This is a genomic window from Desulfovibrio sp. GTC20076, from assembly GCF_055385905.1.
Genome location: NZ_AP039366.1, coordinates 2048990 through 2066431, shown reverse-complemented (window position 1 = coordinate 2066431; position 17442 = coordinate 2048990). Strand labels below are relative to the sequence as shown.

At 60.5% G+C, this 17442-nt stretch carries 15 protein-coding genes; 5 read left to right on the top strand and 10 right to left on the bottom strand.

Annotation, left to right across the window (positions count from 1 at the left end):
* Window positions 1-286: 286 nt before the first annotated feature.
* The 5 genes from ACZ495_RS09220 (at window position 287) to ACZ495_RS09200 (ending at window position 5057) form a co-directional block, all read left to right on the top strand.
* A complete protein-coding gene (locus ACZ495_RS09220) occupies window positions 287-1408 on the top strand; it encodes a branched-chain amino acid ABC transporter substrate-binding protein (RefSeq protein WP_012624112.1) in 1122 nt (373 codons plus the stop codon).
* Window positions 1409-1663: 255 nt separating this feature from the next.
* Window positions 1664-2569 (top strand): branched-chain amino acid ABC transporter permease, encoded by a 906-nt coding sequence (locus tag ACZ495_RS09215; RefSeq protein ID WP_012624113.1) that lies wholly within the window; start codon window positions 1664-1666, stop codon window positions 2567-2569.
* Window positions 2566-3576 (top strand): branched-chain amino acid ABC transporter permease, encoded by a 1011-nt coding sequence (locus ACZ495_RS09210; RefSeq protein WP_072311544.1) that lies wholly within the window; start codon window positions 2566-2568, stop codon window positions 3574-3576. The genes ACZ495_RS09215 and ACZ495_RS09210 overlap by 4 nt, the downstream gene beginning before the upstream one ends.
* The gene (locus ACZ495_RS09205; protein WP_012624115.1) at window positions 3573-4343 is read left to right on the top strand and encodes an ABC transporter ATP-binding protein; all 771 of its coding nucleotides are present in this window, start codon (window positions 3573-3575) and stop codon (window positions 4341-4343) included. Before ACZ495_RS09210 ends, ACZ495_RS09205 begins: the two co-directional genes overlap by 4 nt.
* A gap of 3 nt (window positions 4344-4346) precedes the next feature.
* Complete coding sequence (locus tag ACZ495_RS09200; RefSeq protein ID WP_012624116.1) at window positions 4347-5057, top strand: ABC transporter ATP-binding protein; 711 nt, start codon at window positions 4347-4349, stop codon at window positions 5055-5057.
* Window positions 5058-5539: 482 nt separating this feature from the next.
* Here the strand turns inward: ACZ495_RS09200 and ACZ495_RS09195 are convergent, their stop codons facing one another.
* The 10 genes from ACZ495_RS09195 to rplT all read right to left on the bottom strand — a co-directional run bounded on the left by ACZ495_RS09195 (window position 5540) and on the right by rplT (window position 17396).
* Window positions 5540-6616 (bottom strand): NAD(P)H-dependent amine dehydrogenase family protein, encoded by a 1077-nt coding sequence (locus tag ACZ495_RS09195; RefSeq protein WP_394026351.1) that lies wholly within the window; start codon window positions 6614-6616, stop codon window positions 5540-5542.
* A gap of 230 nt (window positions 6617-6846) precedes the next feature.
* Complete coding sequence (locus ACZ495_RS09190) at window positions 6847-7665, bottom strand: MipA/OmpV family protein (protein WP_464262109.1); 819 nt, start codon at window positions 7663-7665, stop codon at window positions 6847-6849.
* Window positions 7662-8843, bottom strand: coding sequence for a phosphoglycerate kinase (locus ACZ495_RS09185; protein WP_072311542.1), 1182 nt, complete (start codon window positions 8841-8843; stop codon window positions 7662-7664). The genes ACZ495_RS09190 and ACZ495_RS09185 overlap by 4 nt, the downstream gene beginning before the upstream one ends.
* A 234-nt stretch (window positions 8844-9077) precedes the next feature.
* Window positions 9078-11081, bottom strand: a complete 2004-nt coding sequence (gene tkt / locus ACZ495_RS09180) for a transketolase (RefSeq protein ID WP_072311541.1) — start codon at window positions 11079-11081, stop codon at window positions 9078-9080.
* 10 nt (window positions 11082-11091) lie between these two features.
* On the bottom strand, window positions 11092-11820 hold the full coding sequence (rpe, locus tag ACZ495_RS09175; RefSeq protein ID WP_012624121.1) for a ribulose-phosphate 3-epimerase: 729 nt from the start codon (window positions 11818-11820) through the stop codon (window positions 11092-11094).
* A gap of 502 nt (window positions 11821-12322) precedes the next feature.
* Window positions 12323-12676, bottom strand: coding sequence for a MerR family transcriptional regulator (locus ACZ495_RS09170; protein ID WP_072311561.1), 354 nt, complete (start codon window positions 12674-12676; stop codon window positions 12323-12325).
* 151 nt (window positions 12677-12827) lie between these two features.
* Entirely contained in the window at window positions 12828-15233 is a 2406-nt protein-coding gene (gene pheT, locus ACZ495_RS09165) for a phenylalanine--tRNA ligase subunit beta (protein WP_012624124.1), read from the bottom strand.
* Between the two features lie 109 nt (window positions 15234-15342).
* Window positions 15343-15789, bottom strand: a complete 447-nt coding sequence (locus ACZ495_RS09160; protein ID WP_464262108.1) for a translation initiation factor IF-2 — start codon at window positions 15787-15789, stop codon at window positions 15343-15345.
* A 10-nt stretch (window positions 15790-15799) separates the two neighbouring features.
* The gene (gene pheS / locus ACZ495_RS09155) at window positions 15800-16837 is read right to left on the bottom strand and encodes a phenylalanine--tRNA ligase subunit alpha (RefSeq protein ID WP_072311539.1); all 1038 of its coding nucleotides are present in this window, start codon (window positions 16835-16837) and stop codon (window positions 15800-15802) included.
* A 202-nt stretch (window positions 16838-17039) separates the two neighbouring features.
* Window positions 17040-17396, bottom strand: coding sequence for a 50S ribosomal protein L20 (rplT, locus tag ACZ495_RS09150; RefSeq protein ID WP_012624127.1), 357 nt, complete (start codon window positions 17394-17396; stop codon window positions 17040-17042).
* Window positions 17397-17442 lie beyond the last annotated feature (46 nt).

The window sequence follows — 17442 nt, the reverse complement described above, 5'->3', positions numbered from 1 at the left end:
CGAGTTTTACGGCATGACGACAAAATGGCTGCAATATGCACGCAGCATGAAACATCAGTAAAAACTGTTTGAATATATTCAGGTTATGGCATTCTGCGTGCAATGCGGCGTTCGCCGAGCGAAAGGGCTGCACACAGACGGCGAAAAAGCGCTGCTGGCTTGAAATGCGGCAGGCTACGCCTGCCGCCGGATTTGGGGCGGTAAAACTGGGGCTTTTTCTTTACGGGAATTTGAGGTATGCTATTTTGTTACTATCATCACCGAATACCGGACGGGGGAGTTTTTTATGAAAGCACTTGGTCGTTTGCTTGGGGCGCTGGCCCTTACCCTGCTGGTGCCTATGACGGCTCTGGCCGGTGACATCAAGGTCGGTCTCATGTGCCCGTTGACGGGCAAATGGGCTTCCGAAGGTCAGGACATGAAGAATATCGTCAGCCTGCTGGCTGATGAAGTGAACGCCAAAGGCGGCATCAATGGCCGCCAGATCAAGGTTGTGGTGGAAGACGACGCGGGCGACCCGCGCACCGCTGCCCTTGCCGCGCAAAAGCTCGCCTCAGCGGGTGTGGTGGCTGTTATCGGTACCTACGGCTCGGCCGTAACCGAAGCCAGCCAGAATATTCTGGACGAAGCCGGACTGGTACAGATCGGCACGGGTTCTACCAGTGTGCGACTGACGGAAAAGGGCCTGCCGCTCTTCTTCCGTACTTGCCCGCGTGACGACGCCCAGGGCCGCGCGGCGGCCGATGCCGTCATCAAGGGCGATTACAAGGCCGTGGCGATTCTGCACGACAATTCCTCTTACGCCAAGGGCCTGGCCGAAGAAACCAGGGCCGCCCTGAAAAAAGACGGCGTAAAGGTGGTTTTTTATGACGCCCTCACCCCCGGAGAGCGCGATTACACGGCTATTCTGACCAAGCTCAAGGCTGCCGGTCCCGATCTTGTGTTCTTTACCGGCTACTACCCTGAAACGGGCATGCTGCTGCGCCAGAAAAAGGAAATGGGCTGGCCCGTGCCCATGATGGGCGGCGATGCCGCCAACCATCAGGATCTGGTGAAAATAGCGGGCAACGAGGCGGCCGAAGGCTACTTCTTTATCAGCCCGCCCCTGCCGCAGGATATGGACACCGCTGAAGCCCGGTCTTTCCTTGAATCCTTCAAGGCCAGGTATGATGCTGTGCCTGTTTCCGTGTGGGCCGTGCTGGCGGGCGACGCCTTCAAGGTGATTGAGGCCGCGCTGGCCGCAGGCAACGACAAGCCCGAAAGCATGGCCGCGTGGCTCAAGAATCTCAAGGATATGCCGGGGCTTTCCGGCAGCCTGGGTTTTGACGCCAAGGGCGACCGCGTGGGCGAATTCTATCGTACCTATACGGTCAACGATAAGGGCGTATTTGTCTTGCAGCCCAAGTAAACAGGCCGTACAGTGTGCTCCGCGCCCCGGCGCGGTCCGGCGGTTTTTTGCCGCATACCCGCGCGCCGAAAATGGTACGCGCATACACAGCAACTTTGGCCGTGGCCGCCGGAACCGGAGCAGTCCGGTTCCGGCCCCGGGCCGGTAAAGGGGAGCCGCCGTATAACGGCTCCGGCGGCGGGGCGCAGCCTCTCCGCCCACGGTGAGGCGCGCGTTTTTTACGCCGTCGGGACGTGGCAAGGGTAATAACGCGTTATGGAACAGTTTTTACAACAGCTTTTGAACGGCCTTGCCGTGGGGGGCATTTACGCCCTGGTGGCCTTGGGCTATACGATGGTGTACGGCGTGCTGAAGCTCATCAACTTCGCGCACGGCGACCTGTTCACCATCGGGGCCTATCTTGGGCTGACCCTGCTGGTCAGCTGCAATCTCTCGGGCATGCTCAATCCTGTGGTGGCCGTGCTGGCCGTTTTTGTCATGGTGGCCCTGCTGGTGGCGATCATCGGTTTTCTGCTTGAGCGTACGGCCTATCGGCCCCTGCGCAATGCGGGCCGCCTTTCTGCCGTGGTTTCGGCCCTCGGGGCCTCCATATTTTTTCAAAACGCCGTCATGCTCATCTATGGCGCGCGCTTTTATGTTTATCCGGACTATCTCAGACCCGACTTTACCGTGCATCTTTTCGGCCTGGCCGTACCTGGCGTGCGTCTTCTGGTCATTGCCGCCAGCGTGATACTCATGCTCGGCCTCTGGGCCTTTATCCAGCGTTCGCGCACCGGCGCGGCCATCCGCGCGGTAGCCATCGATCCCGGCGCGGCCCAGCTTATGGGCATCAACGTGGACCGTATTATCGGCCTGGTTTTTCTTATCGGGCCGGGCCTCGGCGGAGCCGCCGGGCTTATGGTGGGCATCTACTACGGGCAGATAGACTTTACCATGGGCTGGAGCTACGGGCTTAAGGCCTTTACCGCAGCCATTCTGGGCGGCATCGGCAATATTCCCGGCGCCATGATCGGCGGGTTGCTGCTCGGCGTGATCGAAGCCCTGGCCGCCGGCTACATCGCCATTGCCTGGAAAGACGCCATCGCCTTCTTTGTGCTCATTCTTATCCTCATCATCCGTCCCACCGGCATTCTGGGCGAGCGCACGGCGGACAAGCTATGAGAACAGAGCCTCTTCGTATCGCCGCCAGGGTTGCTCTGGCGGCGGTCATCTGTGTGCTGCCCCTGATCAGCAATGCCTACTGGACAGACGTGTGCGTGAGCATTGGCCTGTACGCGCTGCTTTCGCTTTCATTGAACGTGATTCTGGGCCAGGCGGGTATTTTTCATATGGGGCACGCGGCTTTTTTTGCCGTGGGCGCATATACCACCGCCATACTCAACACCCTGTGCCAGTGGCCCATATTCTGGACCATGCCCGTGGCCGGAGCCGTGGCCGCCGTATTTGCCCTGCTGGTGGCGCGCCCCATCATTCACCTGCGCGGCGACTATCTGCTTATCGTGACCATAGGCATTGTGGAAATTGTGCGCATTGCGCTCATCAACGATGTTTTCGGCCTTACCGGAGGGGCCAACGGCATTTTCGGCATCAGCCGCCCCAGGTTTTTCGGCTTCAGGATAGTAAAGGGCATACAGTTTTACTATCTGGTCTGGGGCATGGTGGCCGTGAGCCTGCTGCTTTTTTACGGCCTTTGGCATTCGCGTTTTGGCCGCGCCCTCAACTACATCAAGGAAGATGACGTGGCCGCCGAGGGCTGCGGCATCAACGTCACCCACTACAAGCTCATGGCTTTTGTGCTCGGAGCGTTCTGGGCGGGTATGGCGGGAACCCTGTATGCGGCCAAAATGACGACCATTTCACCGGAATCGTTCAGCTTTATGGAATCCGTCATTATTTTTGCCGTGGTCATCCTTTCGGGCGGCAGCCAGATAGGCGTGCTTATCAGCGCCTTTCTGTTCATCGGCCTGCCGGAACTGCTGCGGGAGTTTTCCAACGCGCGCATGCTTATTTTTGGTCTGGCCATGATGGTCATGATGGTCTGGCGGCCTCAGGGGCTTCTGCCCCCGCGCCGCCGCCGTTACCACGTGGATGCCCTTTCCGGAGAAAACGCCCCGCAGGATGCCCCGGGTGAGGGGGATAGCGGGACTGCCAGCGGGAGGCCCGCATGAGCCTTTTGCGCCTGCAGGAAATGACCAAGGTTTTTGGCGGTCTTGTGGCTGTCAACGATCTCACCTTCAGTGTTGACGCGGGCAGCGTTGTGGGCCTTATCGGTCCCAACGGGGCGGGCAAGACCACGGTATTCAACTGCATTACCGGCAACTATACGCCTGAAAAGGGCCGTATCTTCTTTGACGGCGAGCCTATTGCCGGACTCAAGCCCCATCGTGTTGTGGAACTTGGCATTGCTCGCACCTTTCAGAGCATACGGCTTTTCGGCAAACTTTCCGTTCTGGAAAATGTGCTTGCCGGGCGGCACTGCCGTATGAAGTCGGGCATGATGTCGTGCATGCTGCATCTGCCCTGGCAGCGCAGTGAAGAGCGGGCCGCCGTGGCGCGCTGCATGGAAGAACTGCGTTTTGTAGGCCTGGCCGATAACCATGCCGAAGCCGCCGGGGGACTTTCTTACGGCAACCAGCGGCTGCTTGAAATCGCCCGTGCGCTGGCATCAGACCCACGGCTGCTCATTCTGGACGAGCCTGCCGGTGGTATGAATGATCAGGAAACAGTGGCTCTTGTAGACACCATTGCGGCCATTCGCGACAGGGGGATTACGGTGCTGCTGATCGAGCATGACATGCGGCTGGTCATGAAAATATGTGAAAAACTGGTGGTGCTGGAGCACGGCACCATGATAGCCCAGGGCGAGCCGGAGGCCGTGCGCCGGAATCCGGCCGTGGTGGAAGCCTACCTGGGCGTAGAAGACGAGAAGTGGTAAGCCATGTGCCTGTTGCAACTTTCTGACATACGGGTGAGCTACGGCAGCGTCGAGGTGCTGCACGGCATCAACCTGCGGGTGGAAGAGGGCGAGATAGTCACCATCCTCGGTGCTAACGGCGCGGGCAAAAGCACCACCCTGCTGTCCATCAGCGGGCTTGTGCGGCCTACTTCGGGCGAGATTCTTTTTGAAGGGCAAAACCTTCTGCGGCTGCCGAGCCACAAGGTGGTGGGGCTGGGTATTGCCCAGTCGCCCGAGGGGCGGCGCGTTTTTGGCGTTATGAGCGTGCTTGAGAATCTGCGATTGGGCGCTTTCTGCATTGAAGACAAGGCTCGCAGTGAGCGCACCCTGGAATGGATATTCGATCTTTTTCCGCGGCTGCTTGAGCGCAAAGACCAGCTTGCGGGCACGCTTTCGGGCGGCGAACAGCAGATGCTGGCCATTGGCCGCGCCTTGATGGCCGAGCCGCGCCTTTTGCTGCTTGATGAGCCTTCGCTGGGCCTGGCCCCGCTTTTGGTGCGTTCCATCTTTGAGACCGTGCGGGCCATCAACAAGCGCGGCGTCACCGTGCTGCTGGTGGAACAGAACGCACGTGCGGCCCTCAAGCTGGCTTCGCGCGGCTATGTGCTGGAAGTGGGCAACGTGGTTATGGAAGACAAGGCCCAGAGCCTGCTGAACAATGCCAGCGTGCGGGAAGCCTATCTGGGCGGGTAGAGCATTCACACTTGAAATGCCTACAATGATTTGCCTGTAACTCCTTGTAGCCAAATGATTGCAGGGCGGCTTTGCCGGCCGTTAAGCAATCATTTGAAGCGTTAAATGCTCTAGGTGTCATGTTCCAATAGGTTGTTCACCCTCCCCCAAGTCGGTAAAGCTGGAGTTAGCAGGCAACAGCAAACCGAGCGGGGAGAAGGGATGAATAGCCACAATGTTTTTGCGGCGTTTACCACAGCGCTTGGCCGTGCACGCACTGTGCTTGCGTTTTTGTGGGCCGGTTGAGCAGGTTTGGGCATTGTTCAGGCTACGGCCTTACCTGACCGTGCGGTGGCGTGTTGTTCCCTTTGCCCCGTAAAAGTGTGTACAGTCTGCAAGGCCAGCCACGGCGCACAATCCGACATTTTTTACCCTGCGCTTTTTTGCAGCAAGCCCCGTCCTTTCAGAAAGGGCGGGGCTTGCTGTGTGCAGGTTCCGGCAGTTTATTTTTTGACGTAATAGTCCAGCGGCTTTACCCGATAGCTGTTTACGGGCATCTGGTCTGTGGTCACGTACCCGGGGGCGGCATTGATGAGGTCGGGAATGCGGTTCACCAGTGTGGCGCAGGTCAGTTCAACAGTAGAGGGCCGGGTGATGACCACCTGGGTGTCCGGCTCGCCCACAAGGGTCCAGTCGTTGCGGTCCACCTCATCGGGAGCATAGACCTTGCCTATGCATTCGCTTTCAATGGTGATGCCTTCATGTGTTTCGGTGGTGACAACGGCCGACATGCCCGTGGCGTGTCCGGCAGGAATAGTCATGCCCAGGGTTTCGGATTTCAGTTCGGCGGAGTGGGTCATGGGTACGCATTTCTGTACCTGGCTTTTTACCGTAAGGCCCAGGCGCGCCGCCAGCCAGCCGTTGACGTTCCACATATAGGAAGGCAGGAAATCGCCTTTTTCAATAAGGGCGGCACGTTCGGCTTCCGGGATATTGTCGGCCGCAGCGATCTCTTTTTCAAAGGCGGCAAGGTCCAGCCCTGCCCCATGCGCCTTGGCAAGGGCAATGCCGTAATCTTCCACATTATAGCTGGATTTGCCGCGGATTTTTTTAATGGTGTGCATGGCTCCGGCCAACGTGGCGATAAGGTTTCCCCAGAAGACGTCCTGGTAGCCCGTGCCGCATATGGTGCAGCCGGTCTTTTTGGCGGCTTCGTCCAGCTCGCGGGTAATGGCCGGTGAAGAATTGGCGGGAAAGATGGCCTCTTCGCAGATGGTGATGGCGTTGACGCCGCTACGGGCGCAGGCCATAAGCGCGCCCCTGACATCGCGGATAAGGCTCATGGTGGTGATGAGGCAGGCATCGGGCTTGACCTGGGCCAGCACCTTTTCTGCCTGGGATGCGTCCTGAACAATAACGCCCTTGTTTTCGCACCCCATGATGGAGCCGATATCACGGCCGATCACCGCAGGATTCATATCAAAAGCGGCGACGATCTCGGCGCCTTTTTCGTATACATAACGCATTGAATATCGTGACATTTTTCCGCAACCGTACTGGGCGATCCGGAGCCTGCTCATGGATTCCTCCTGGTTTGGAAAAGGTTGACTTAGATTGAAAATCAATTTCAATAAGAGTGTACGCGCTCTTTGTGAAAAATCAAGCATGCGTGATGGCGTGTCAAAGCGTGACGGTTCTGATGTTTTTTGCGGTTGTGCCGGCCTGAAAGCAAACAAAAAGGCCGTGATTCCAAAAAAGATCACGGCCTTTGGCCCTTGGCTGCAGGCAACCCTCTCACATGCAGATTGCTCTAAAAAGCGTACAGAAAACCCGCATTGAAAGAGTACGTGGTACTGCGTTCCACCATGGGGCTGTCGGTCACTTCGCTTCCCAGAAAAAGGGCCTTGCCGTTGACAAGGACGCTCCAGCTGTCGGTAAGCGCCACGCGCAGCGTCAGCCCGGCATAGGGTGAGAACGCGCTTTCCGGGCTGTATTCTTTCAGGCCGCTTTTGCGCGACTCACTGGAACTGACACTGTAATAATAGTCATTGTAGTTGCTGTCAGTCCACTGCGCACCCACCGAGGGCATGATGACAATATTTTCGAAGCGTAGTGGATAGGCATAGGAAACATCGGCCATGACGCCGTTATTGACGCCGAGAACGTCCGTGGACAGTGTGGCCGAAGCCAGGCCATAGCGGGAGCGCAGGGTGTAGTTCAGACCGGCCATGAGCGAAGAATAGCGGTCATCCAGCCGTTTCATCCTGTCATTGTCGCTCCAGGACGCATAAAAATGCTGTGGCAGATAGGAAAGCTGGACATTGAACTCGTGATAGCGGTTCTTGAAGACGTGCACACCGCCGCTCAGGCCACGCAGGTACAGCCAGTTGCCTTCGTAGCCCAGCAGGGGCAGAGGCGAACCCAGCGAGTTGATGCCCTTGTATTCCGATGTGCGCAACGATGCCCCGATGCCCGCATTAAAACCCCACCGGTCCTGCTGCGCGGTTACGGCAGGGGCGTCCGGATCATCTTCCCACAGTTCCTGGGCCTGGGCGGCGGGCGCTGCCAGCAGGCAGCAGATCCACAGCGGCAGCAGAAGCAGCGAATTCAGGATGAAGCATTTTTTCATGCGTCCGCCTGGGCGCGGTCTTCCAGCGCCGCAACGGAAGGCAGTTTTTTGCCTTCAAGCAGTTCCAGCGAAGCGCCGCCGCCGGTAGAGATATAGCCCATGCGGTCGGCCAGGCCGTATTTTTCCACGGCAGCTACGCTGTCGCCGCCACCCACAACCACAAAGGCCTTGGAATCGCTCAGGTATTCGGCCAGGGCCTTTGTCCCGTCGCCAAAAGGTTCTATCTCAAATGCGCCGACCGGGCCGTTCCAGACCACCGTGGCCGCCTTGGAGAGAAATTTTTCATACAGGGTCAGCGTTTCGGGGCCGATATCAAGAATCATCTGGTCGCCCGGCACATCACCCACGGCGTGCAGCATGGTCTGCTGGCGGGGGGCCAGTTCTTCGGCGGTGATCACGTCCACGGGCAGGGGCAGTTCCTTGTTGAGGGTCTTTGCCAGCGCCATGATCTTCTGGGCTTCGGGCAGCAGGTCTTCTTCATACAGAGACTTGCCCACCATATATCCGGCCGCGGCAAGAAAGGTGTTGGCGATGCCGCCGCCCACAATGAGCACATCCACTTTTTCCAGCAGGTTTTCGAGCAGGGCCAGCTTGGTGGATACCTTGGCGCCGCCGACAATGGCCACCACAGGCCTGGCGGGATTGTCAAGCACCTTGTCAAAGGCTTCCAGTTCGGCCTGCAGCAGGGGACCGGCGCAGGCCACAGCGGCGGTGCGCACAGCGCCTTCGGTAGAAGCGTGGGCGCGGTGGGCCGAGCCGAAAGCGTCCATTACATACACATCGCCAAGCCCGGCAAGTTTGGCTGCCAGTTCGGGATCATTCTTTTTTTCTCCGGGCAGAAAGCGCACGTTTTCGAGCAGGGTTACCTGTCCGGGAGCAGTTTTGGCCTCGTCCAGGCTCTTTGCCAGGGTCACGGGCTGCCCCAGCAGCTGGGCCAGACGGTCGGCCACGGGAGCGAGAGAAAACTGCTGGTCATACTGCCCTTCAGTGGGGCGCCCCAGGTGCGACAGCACAATGACGCCCGCGCCTTTTTCCAGCGCCAGCTGTATTGTGGGCAGGGCAGCGCGGATGCGCTTGTCATTGGTGATGATTCCGTCCTTCATCGGCACATTGAGGTCTTCGCGGATGACAACCGTTTTTCCGCCAAGATCAAGATCCTGCATTTTTGTTACGGGCATGGCGCTCTCCTCTTTGTTGGACTTGCAGCGTGATTTTCAGTGAAAGCAAATGCCCGGGCGGGCCTTGCAAGCCAGAGCATGCCACCGGTGAAGTATGCGCATGCCCTGCAGGAATTTTTACGAAAAACCCTTGCCGCGCAACAGTCAGGCTGATCCTGCCTGCCGCCGGCATGTCAGGCAATATGTTTTTATACGCGCGGGCGCGTCTGAAGAAGCGCCCGCGCGGAAGTGTTGTCAGCGTTTTCCGGCCATGAGGGCGCGGGCTTTTTCCAGCGTGTTGGCTACGGTAAAGCCAAGACGTTCAAAAACCACCTTGCCCGGAGCCGAAGCCCCAAAGCCTTCCATGCCGATAACCGCTCCGTCAAGGCCTACATACTTGAGCCACCAGTCAGACGCAGAGGCTTCAATCGCCAGCCGCGCACGGACAGCGGAAGGCAGCACGCTTTCTTTGTATTCATCGCTCTGGGCGTCAAATACCTCGGCGCAGGGCATGGAGACGACACGCGCCTTGCGGCCGTCAGCGGCAAGCTGTTCGGCAGCGCCAAGCGCCAGGGCAACTTCGGAACCGGTAGCCATGATGATGATCTCGGGGGTTCCTTCGCAGTCGCGCAGCACATAGCCGCCACGGGCAATAGCCGCCACCTGTTCCTCGCTGCGCGGGCAGAAGGGCAGGGTCTGGCGCGAAAGGGAGAGGCCCGAAGGCGTATGCCCGGCTTCCAGGGCGCAAGTCCAGGCCACGGCGGTTTCCACTGTGTCGCAGGGGCGCCAGAGGTTGAAGCCCGGCATGAGGCGCAGCATCCCCAGCTGTTCCACAGGCTGGTGGGTGGGACCGTCTTCACCCACGCCGATGGAGTCGTGCGTCAGCACCCATATGACGCGGATGCCCATAATGGCAGCCAGACGCAGGGCGTTTTTGGCCTGATCGGCAAACGCAAGGAACGTTCCTGCATAGGGAATAAAGCCGCCGTGCAGGGCCAGGCCGTTCATGATGGCACTCATGCCGAATTCGCGCACACCGTAGGAAATGTAGTTGCCGGTGTGATTCTTTACATCCATATGTACCGACGAGCTTGTGAGCGTACCAACAGAGCCTGTGAGGTCGGCAGAGCCGCCCGCCAGTTCGGGCAGGCGCGGCACAAGATATTCCAGAGTTGTTTTGGAGGCCACACGGGTAGCCGTATCGGCCCCCTGGCTGACGGCCTCGGTAACGGCGTTGCGGGCAATTTCAGCCCAGTCTGCGGGCAGTTCGCCGCGCATGCGCCGGGTCAGTTCGGCGGCCTTTTCAGGATGGGCTTCGGCATAGGCGGCAAAAAGATTGTCCCATGCCGCTTCCAGAGATTTTCCGGCCACACGTGCGTTCCAGGCGCTGTAGATGTCCTGCGGAATGGTAAAGGGCGGTTCGTGCCAGCCAAGGGCATCACGCGTGGCGGCTACGCCGTCTTCGCCCAGGGGGGAGCCGTGGCTGGAGGCCGAATCGGCCTTGGGAGAGGCGAAGCCGATGTGGGTGCGGCAGATGATGAGGCTCGGGCGGTCCGTATCGGCCTTTGCTTCGGCCAGGGCTTTGTCCAGAGCGGCGGCGTCATGCCCGTCAACAGGGCCGATGACCTGCCAGTTGTAGGCGCGGTAGCGGGCGGCCACGTCTTCGTTGAACCAGCCGTCGATCTTGCCGTCAATGGAAATACCGTTGGAGTCATACATGGCGATGAGCTTGCCGAGGCCCCAGGTTCCCGCAAGGGAACAGGCCTCATGCGAAACGCCTTCCATCAGGCAGCCGTCGCCCACAAAAACGTAGGTGTGGTGGTCCACAACCTTGTACTCGGGAGTGTTGAACTGCGCGGCCAGCATGCTCTCGGCCAGGGCCATGCCCACGGCGGAGGCAATGCCCTGCCCCAGAGGGCCGGTGGTCATTTCAATACCCAGATGCGGCTCGTATTCGGGATGCCCGGCGGTTTTTGCTCCCCACTGGCGGAAATTGCGTATTTCTTCCATGGGGATGTCGTAGCCCGTGAGGTGCAGCAGGGCGTAGAGCAGCATGGACGCATGCCCGTTGGAGAGTACAAAGCGGTCGCGGTTGAACCACAGGGGATTGGCAGGATTATGCCTGAAACCGTGCCGCCAGAGGGCTTCGGCCATATCGGCCATGCCGAGGGGCGCACCGGGGTGGCCGGAGCGGGCTTTCTCAATAGCGTCCATGGCAAGGGCGCGGATGGCGTTGGCGCACTGTCTGCGGGTGGGCATGATCATTCCTCTATTTTTGCTTGGGATGAGTAAGGGCAAAGGTCTGACGCCGGGCGGCCTTTTGCAGCGCGGGGCGCTGCTCGCGGCCGTCCAGAGATTTCATGAAGGCCGCCAGGCGGGCGTCATAGGGCTTGTGCCCGAAAAAGGCCGAGCCTGACACCAGCACGTCGGCCCCGGCTTCTACCAGCTGGGCCGTATTTTCGGGGCATACGCCACCGTCCACCTGAATAAGAACGTCTTCGCCGCCGCAGGCATCCAGCAGGCGGCGGGCACTGCGGACCTTGTCAAAGGTGGCGGGAATGAAGGCCTGGCCGGAAAAGCCGGGGTTGACGCTCATGACGAGCAGCATGTCCAGATCATTGACAAGCCAGCGTATGGCGCCAAGGTCTGTGCCGGGGTTCAGCGCCACGCCCGCGCGGCAGCCCATGTCGCGGATGGCGGCAAGCGTGCGCTGCGGGTGGCGGTCGGCCTCTGTATGAATAACAAGCATATCCGCCCCCGCGTCCCTGAAGTCCTGAATATAGCGGGCGGGGTTTTCCACCATGAGATGCACGTCAAAAAAAAGCCCGCTGCCGGGCCTCAGGGCCTTGATCAGCGGGGGACCAAAGGTGATGTTGGGTACAAAGGCCCCGTCCATCACATCAAGGTGCAGCCAGGTAACCCCGGCGGCCTCAAGAGCTTGCAACTCTTCGGCCAGGCGGGAAAAATCGGCGGAAAGCAGCGAGGGTGATAGAATCATGGGAGTAGTTCTGTCTTGTGTTATGGGGAAGGGCCTTCGGGCTTGGCCGTCCGCAGAGTCTGACTGACCCGGCCGCCGTGTGCAAAGGAGTCGCCTTCCCCGCGTCCCTTTGCCTCAACCTGATGTTCCACCGTGCGCAACGACCGGATATTCGGCCGGATACCATATGCCCGGCCAGTATTGCACACCTGATCGTTTTTTGCCGCGCGGTGTACCGCGCTTTTTTACAGTCATGCCCACCCGGCGCATCTTTATTTTGAGAATATACCTCTCAAAATTTTTTACACGCCTGCTTTGGCAGCCAGCCGTGCAGGTATACTGCGCTGCTGCCTTCATCCGCAAGCTCTGCGGCACGTGCTGAAGCTGCGCCACGCCTTTGTGGCGGACGTTTGCCCGCGCCGTGGTCAGGCAACCTTATTGCACGATTGCCCTGCTGCGGGCCGATGCGCTTGCGGCATCTCTGGCCGGTTTTTTGTCCGGCCTTTGCTGTGCGGCTATGCGCCTACTGGCCGCTGAGCAGACGGCGCACCGCCGTAAGCTCGCGCCGGAGCATGCGCATGAAGTCCGGGTCCGGCACTGCGGCAACACGCTCAGGCAGGCTTTCGTCCAGTACGGCGCTGCCGTGCAGCACGCGGCGCGCGCCCTCAATGGTCATGCCCTGTTCATGCAGCAATTGCTGTATGCGACGCAAAAGACCTATGTGGTCTTCTGTATAAAGGCGTTGCCCCTTGCCCGTGCGCAGGGGGGCCAGCTGGGGAAATTCCGTCTCCCAGAAGCGCAGCACATGGGTCTTGAGGTTGAGCATTTCCGCCACTTCACCGATGCGGTAGGTTTTTTCTTCACTGTGATCCGACATAGGGCACCCCCTGACGCCCTCGCGCGGCATCATGCCGTCATAACGCATGCAAGCGCCAAGCGCCGGAAGCATGGCGTTCCATGCTCCGGCGGGCGGCGTAATTTTCAGAGCGGTCTCACTTTGCCTGCCGTGTTGCGGCGCGGCAGCGCGACTAGATTTTTACTCCCAGAGCCGCTACGAGCGACTGTGCCACTTTTTCCCGTTCCTTGTCCACTTCTGCATCCTTGAGGGTGCGGTCCGCGTGGCGGAAGGTCAGGCGGAAGGTGAGGTTTCGCACAGCCTCCTGCCCCTCGGCCGGCTTGGGTTCAAAGCAGTCTACAAGAACAAGGTCTTCGAGCAGGGGCAGGGCAAGGCCGCGCACATGCGCCATGACGGCGCTCACAGTAAGCCCCGGCCCGGCCATGACCGTAATGTCGCGGCGTACCGGCGGATACACGGGCAGAGGCCGGAAGCGCACCTGGGCCGCATCGTGCAGCTCGCGCAGGATTTCCAGGTTCAGCTCGGCCAGCCATACGTCTTTGCGGGCATGAAACTCATCGGCCATGGCGGGCTTGACACGCCCCATAACGCCTGCGGCACGGCCGTCAACGGCAACTTCAACGCAGGGCAGCAGGAAGGGATGTTCCGCGGCAAGCGTGCAGACCGGCGCCGGCAGGTGCAGAAAACGCATAAGGTTTTCCACAATGCCCTTGAGGTCCATATAATCCATGTCGCCTTCAGCCTGGGGCCATGCCGTGTCAAAACGCGAGCCGTACAGCAGCACGCCCAGCATGCCGGTTTCGCGGGCAGTGGTCTCGGAGGCGGCATCAGCCTCAAAGGTATGGGCAAGCTCGAAAAAGCGCAGCCCCTGTGCGCCCTGGGCCAGGTTGTTGCGCAGGTCGTGCAGCAGGCCGGGGGCCAGTGCGGTGCGCAGGGCGTCCTGCTCCGCTGACAGGGGATTCATGATGGAAATGCGGCCTTCGCGTGGCAGCCCCAGGTGATCCAGATCCTTATGGCCCACAAAGCTGTAGTTGACGGCTTCATTCAGGCCCAGCCCCGCTCCCCAGTGCTTGAGACGCAGCCAGAAGGCAAAGCGCGATTCCGGTTCGCCCGCATGCGCAAGATCGCGGCAGACGGGGGGCAGTTCGGGGGCGATGGTGTCCAGCCCGTGAACCCGGCCCACTTCTTCGATAAGGTCGGCCTCGCGGGTGAGGTCGGGCCGCCAGGAGGGCTGCCCCACGCGCCACACGTCGGTGGAGGCGTCTACCGTGCAGCCCATGCCGGTAAGCACGGCCTGGTCAAATTCCGGCGCGAGCTTTACCCCCAGCAGGGCATTGGCCCGGGCCGGGCGAAAGTCGATGCTCGCGGCCTTGAAGGGGCGCGGTTCGGAAACGGAAAGGCCCGGCTGTACCGTGCCGCCGCTCAGGGCGGCCATCATGGCGCAGGCGCGGTCCAGCGCCCATACCGTGCGCTGCTGGTCAATGCCACGTTCAAACCGGTAGGAAGATTCGGACGAAAGTCCAAGCCGGCGCGAGGTCTTGCGGATGGCCGCAGGCAGGAAAACAGCACTTTCAAGAAAAACATTGCTGCTTTCTGCGGTGATTTCCGTATTGAGGCCCCCCATTACGCCCGCCAGTGCCACGGCGCGCGAAGCATCGCGGATGCACAGATCCTGCGGGGTGAGGATGCGCTCCTGCCCGTCGAGGGTGGTGATTTTTTCGCCGTCCTTGGCGCGGCTGACTACAATGCGGCCGCCCTCGAGCTTGTCGAGGTCAAAGGAGTGCAGGGGCTGGCCGTATTCAAGCAGGATGTAGTTGGTCACGTCCACAATATTGGAAACCGGGCGCACACCCATGGCATGCAGGCGATGCCGCACCTGCATGGGGGAGGGGCCGATTTTTGCTCCCGTGATGACCCTGCCGGAATAGAGGCGGCAGAGGTCGGGATCTTCAATATCAATGGGAATGAGGCGCTGCGGCGCACTTTCGTCCACCTGAAGGGGCAGGCCCGGAATGTTCAACGGCAGGCTGAAGGCCAGCGCGGCTTCACGGGCGAGACCCAGGACGGAAAGGCAGTCTGCCCTGTTGGGCGTAACGGAGATATCCAGCAATTCACGGTCCAGCACAAGCTGGTCAACCAGTGGTTTGCCCACCTCAAAACTGTCGGGCAGCACCATAATACCGGCGTGGTCTTCGGTCAGGCCCAGTTCGCGCTCGGAACAGATCATGCCGAATGACGGCGCGCCGCGCAGTTTGGCCTTTTTGATGACGAGGCCGTCAGGCATGGTCGTGCCCACAAGGGCTACGGGCACCTTTTGGCCTTCGGCCACGTTGGGGGCGCCGCAGACGATGTCCAGCAGTTCGCCCTGGCCCGCGTCTACCTTGCAGACATGCAGGTGGTCGGACTGGGGATGGTCTTCGCAGGCGACTACCAGCCCCACCACAATGGAGCCGATGGCGTCAAAGGGACGGCGGATGTCTTCCAGCTCCAGGCCGAGCATGGTCAGGCGGTCGCCCAGAGCTTCAGCCGTGCCTTCGTAAGGCGTAAATTCACGCAGCCATGAAAGTGAGAGCAGCATAGCATGTCCTGTTTGCGCGGGGCCTTGGGCCGCCGCGTTGGGCGTCATAGGTAGTGGTGTTCATTACAAAACAGGGCCGCAAATAGATGCAGCCCACGCGCCGCAGGCCTCAGTTGAAATTCCAGACCGGAGTGTCGTCAACCTGTTCGGGGTCCGGCAGGGGGCGGTCATGCTCCTGCGCGGGCCTGTGTCCGTAAGCTCCTGGCCGTGGCCGCCGCTTGGGCGACTTTTCTTCCGGCTGCGACTCGGTGACAGTATTGCCGTAGGCGTCGGTATAGCCCATGCCGCCCTCGGCAGTACGGCTCATGTCCTTGCCGGGCAGGCCTTCAATGGGCTTCGGGCCGCCGGGAGGCTCCAGGCCGGAATTGCGCGGGCTGAAGGCTGATTTTGCCAGAGCAGCGCCGCCGGTCTTTGTGCCTGTCGGAAAACAGCCGTCCGTCAAGGGCCAGAACGCAGGAACCAGCAGCAGGGCTGCCGTCACTGCGCAGGTAAGGGCGTGACGCAGCATGCCGGAGGCGGCACGAGGACGGCAGGGACGGCTGGCGGAACGCAACACGGCTTTGGCCTCAGCGGGCGAATTGGCCCAGAAAGCGTACGTCGTTTTCAAAGAACATGCGCAGGTCGCCAATGCCGTATTTGAGCATGGTCACGCGCTCCACGCCCATACCGAAGGCAAAGCCGCTGACATCGGCATCATAACCAACGGCTTCAAACACTGCCGGGTCCACCATGCCGCAGCCGAGAATCTCAACCCAGCCCGTGGTTTTGCACACACGGCAGGGGCTGCCGTCAATATGGCCCTGGCCGCCGCACATGCAGCAGCTCATGTCCACCTCGGCAGAAGGCTCGGTAAAGGGAAAAAAGCTCGGCCGGAAGCGCACACGGGTGTCGCTGCCGAAAATGGCGCGGACAAAGGCCGTGAGTGTGCCGCGCAGGTGGGCCATATTGATGCCCTGACCAACCATCAGCCCTTCGATCTGATGAAACATGGGAGTATGGGTAAGGTCGCTGTCGCGCCGGTAGACCTTGCCGGGAACCACAACGGCAAGCGGGGGCTTGCGGTGCAGCATGGTGCGGGCCTGCACGGGCGAGGTGTGGGTGCGCATGAGCACCTTGTCGGTGATATAGAGCGTATCCTGCATGTCGCGGGCAGGGTGCTCGGGCGGCATGTTGAGGGCCTCAAAGTTATAGTAGTCCAGCTCCACTTCAGGGCCGGAGGCGACGTCAAAGCCGAGTCCCTGAAAAACGCCGCAGATTTCCTCCATCACCAGAGTGGTGGGGTGCAGGGTGCCGCTCCACGGTGCGCGCCCGGGTACGGAGGGGTCGAAGCGCTTGAGGGCTTCGGCTTCACGCCCGGCCTCCAGCGCGCCCTTGCGGGATTCAAACAGCGCATTGCAGCGTTCCTTGACGCTGTTGGCTGTTTGCCCCACGGCGGGGCGCTGCTCCGGGGCGAGCGAGGGAAGGCGGCTCATGATCTGGGCAATCCTGCCCTTGCGGCCCAGAAAATCCACCCGCAGGGCTTCAAGCCCTTCCAAAGAAGAAGCCTGATCCAGACCTTTTTCAAGCTCAGGGACCAGGCCTTCCAGTGCAGAAATCAGATCCATACGGATTCCCGATGCCGCCTGCGCGGCGCTGACGTTGAATTTTGTGTGGCTCAAAAACAGGGCGTGGGCAGCACATGTGCACCGCCCACGCCCTTATAGCACGTATGGCCCTGCTCCCGCAAGCCGACCCGCCGCACGTTATCATGTGCGGGCCAGCGCGGCCTGGAGGCCAGCTCCGGCGCGGGGAGCGCCAGCCCGGGGCTTATTTGCCCAGGGCAGCCTTGGCCATGTCGACGATCTTGGCGAAGTCGTCTTTCTTGTAGACGGCCAGATCAGCAAGAACCTTACGGTTCAGTTCAATGCCTGCAAGCTTGAGCCCGTGCATGAAGCGGCTGTAGGAAAGACCGCTCAGGCGGGCGCCGGCGTTGATGCGCAGGATCCACAGGGTGCGGAAGTCGCGCTTGCGCAGCTTGCGGCCCACATAGGCGTACTGCAGCGAACGCTCAACAGCCTCGCGGGCGGTGCGGTACAGACGGCTGCGGCCGCCGCGAAAACCTTTGGCGGCGGTCAAATATTTCTTGTGGCGACGATGACCGGAAAGACCTCTCTTGACACGCATGGTGTAACCTCCTTCTCCCAACCAGGCGGAGGAAAGCCCGTTGGGG

Coding starts and splice junctions, on each gene's coding strand:
- ACZ495_RS09200 (WP_012624116.1), top strand. CDS start 4,347: ATGTGCCTGTTGCAACTTTCTGACATACGGGTGAGCTACGGCAGCGTC.
- ACZ495_RS09220 (WP_012624112.1), top strand. CDS start 287: ATGAAAGCACTTGGTCGTTTGCTTGGGGCGCTGGCCCTTACCCTGCTG.
- ACZ495_RS09215 (WP_012624113.1), top strand. CDS start 1,664: ATGGAACAGTTTTTACAACAGCTTTTGAACGGCCTTGCCGTGGGGGGC.
- pheT (WP_012624124.1), bottom strand. CDS start 15,233: ATGCTGCTCTCACTTTCATGGCTGCGTGAATTTACGCCTTACGAAGGC.
- ACZ495_RS09195 (WP_394026351.1), bottom strand. CDS start 6,616: ATGAGCAGGCTCCGGATCGCCCAGTACGGTTGCGGAAAAATGTCACGA.
- ACZ495_RS09185 (WP_072311542.1), bottom strand. CDS start 8,843: ATGCCCGTAACAAAAATGCAGGATCTTGATCTTGGCGGAAAAACGGTT.
- ACZ495_RS09205 (WP_012624115.1), top strand. CDS start 3,573: ATGAGCCTTTTGCGCCTGCAGGAAATGACCAAGGTTTTTGGCGGTCTT.
- rpe (WP_012624121.1), bottom strand. CDS start 11,820: ATGATTCTATCACCCTCGCTGCTTTCCGCCGATTTTTCCCGCCTGGCC.
- pheS (WP_072311539.1), bottom strand. CDS start 16,837: ATGGATCTGATTTCTGCACTGGAAGGCCTGGTCCCTGAGCTTGAAAAA.
- ACZ495_RS09210 (WP_072311544.1), top strand. CDS start 2,566: ATGAGAACAGAGCCTCTTCGTATCGCCGCCAGGGTTGCTCTGGCGGCG.
- tkt (WP_072311541.1), bottom strand. CDS start 11,081: ATGCCCACCCGCAGACAGTGCGCCAACGCCATCCGCGCCCTTGCCATG.
- ACZ495_RS09170 (WP_072311561.1), bottom strand. CDS start 12,676: ATGTCGGATCACAGTGAAGAAAAAACCTACCGCATCGGTGAAGTGGCG.
- rplT (WP_012624127.1), bottom strand. CDS start 17,396: ATGCGTGTCAAGAGAGGTCTTTCCGGTCATCGTCGCCACAAGAAATAT.
- ACZ495_RS09190 (WP_464262109.1), bottom strand. CDS start 7,665: ATGAAAAAATGCTTCATCCTGAATTCGCTGCTTCTGCTGCCGCTGTGG.